The following is a 1,731-nucleotide window of genomic DNA, read 5'->3' on the forward strand; positions in this document are numbered from 1 at the left end:
TGTTGTTTAAAAAAAATTTTTAAAAGAGACAGTGTGATTGTTTCTGTTTTGGTCAGTGGTCGTTTTCCATATATTGGAAACTACAATTACGCGTTGCGGTAGGAGATCGAAATATTCTCCCTTCTTCTACCTGATGGGCACATTGGATCTCTGCTTATTAGGGGACACACCCTCCCATATCTCCTGGCATCTAGTGCCTACATTCCTTCGTTGGGTCTTACCCTAACGCAGAGGCCGGCAGTCGCTCCAGCATGGACTGATCCTTACGGACCGTCTTAAGTCGCCGTGTGGCCGGCTTCTCCGTGTCTAAATTGTCAGGGATCATTCGCAGTTTTGATATCAGGCTGCTTTATTCTCAACGAGGAAAGGCATATCGCGCATCATGTGCTCAACATCAAAGCGTCGTCCATGTTTGCAAAGGCCATGACAGATTTGAAGTAACTTTCGCGAAAGAACAACCAGCGCCTCTTTTCCAGTCAAGGGGTTCTCTCTTCGAGAGATATAGTAATCATAAAGAGCTTTAAATGCTTTATTCGCATGCATCAACGGTACCACTGCCCGGTAAAGCAGAGCTCTTAGGCTCTTTCGGCCTCTTTTGGAGATCCTTTTATCCCCTTCAAATGTACCGGAAGAATGTGTCCTAAGTGTTAACCCCGCAAGCTTCAGTGTTTGGCGTGGGTGCTCATAATTCGTTAAAGGACCAGTCTCCGCAAGTAATTCGACAGCAAATGTATCGCTTAGTCCTTCTACAGAGGTGATGCAATCAAAGTCTTGAATTTCTTTGGCAAGGGCAATCAGACGCTCGGTTAATGTTTCGATTTGGGATTGAATCATTTCCAATTGACTAATAAGCATGTTTATTTCCATTCTGGCCACCTCGGAACCTTCCTGTATACCTATGGAGTGCTCTGCCTTCTGCATTAATTGTTCGACTTTCTTTTGCGGAAGGTATTGGTTTCCGGCTTCCCGGTGGGCCTGAATAATAGCTTCGGGAGAAGAAGCCAAAAGGTCGGCAGGCAATGGCGTGTCTTTCAGAATCGCACAAGCTTGTTTACCAATTCCTTTATAAACCGACTGGAACTCTGGGAAGTAAAGGTCTAGCCAACGCCGTATTCGGTTCTGAATGGAAGAGTGATCCTTTCTGAGACGTGTTCTAAAGGCTGCGCCTTTACGGAGTTCAGCGTCTATCGCAGTCTGTTCTCTTGGAATACTGTAATGGCCATACGTGATCATTTTGGCGATGAGACGGGCGTCCTTCTTATCGTTCTTACTTGGCAAATTGTCATCGAGTTCCTTGGACTTCTTCACGTGATGCGGATTTACAAGTACGAAAGGAATCTCGCATAACGCTAAGAATCCTGCAAGGTTCATCCAGTAGTGACCCGTTGGTTCGAATCCGATTAGGAGCTGATCTTTGCCGTGTGATTCTGCAAGTTTCGTGAGCGTGGCGTAGAACGTTTCAAAGCCTTGACGGGATTGTTTTAACTTCCAGCTTCTACCTAATTCACGCCCGCGCTCATCGACTGCGCAAGCATAGTGATTTTCTTTTGCGATATCAACGCCAACAACCAATGTTTGTTCATCAACTTGATCAATACGGAAATTTCGATTATGATGCATGGTGAGATCCTCCTTAGTTATGAGCTTAGGGTTAGCACCTGCATCATAACGGAGGGTCTTTTTTTATGCAATAGGCTATTCCTTTATTAACAGGAATGGCTCCAGCGGGAA

General features: G+C 45.3%; 1 protein-coding gene. It reads right to left on the bottom strand.

The genetic code is table 11. The features are described 5' to 3' along the window. Window positions 1-339: 339 nt before the first annotated feature. Window positions 340-1,620 (bottom strand): IS110 family RNA-guided transposase, encoded by a 1,281-nt coding sequence (locus tag LOR49_RS17310; protein ID WP_240378217.1) that lies wholly within the window; start codon window positions 1,618-1,620, stop codon window positions 340-342. Window positions 1,621-1,731: the final 111 nt, after the last annotated feature.

The sequence above is a fragment of the Bacillus piscicola genome, from assembly GCF_022458745.1.
Taxonomy (GTDB): Bacteria; Bacillota; Bacilli; order Bacillales; family Marinococcaceae; genus Alteribacillus_A; species Alteribacillus_A piscicola.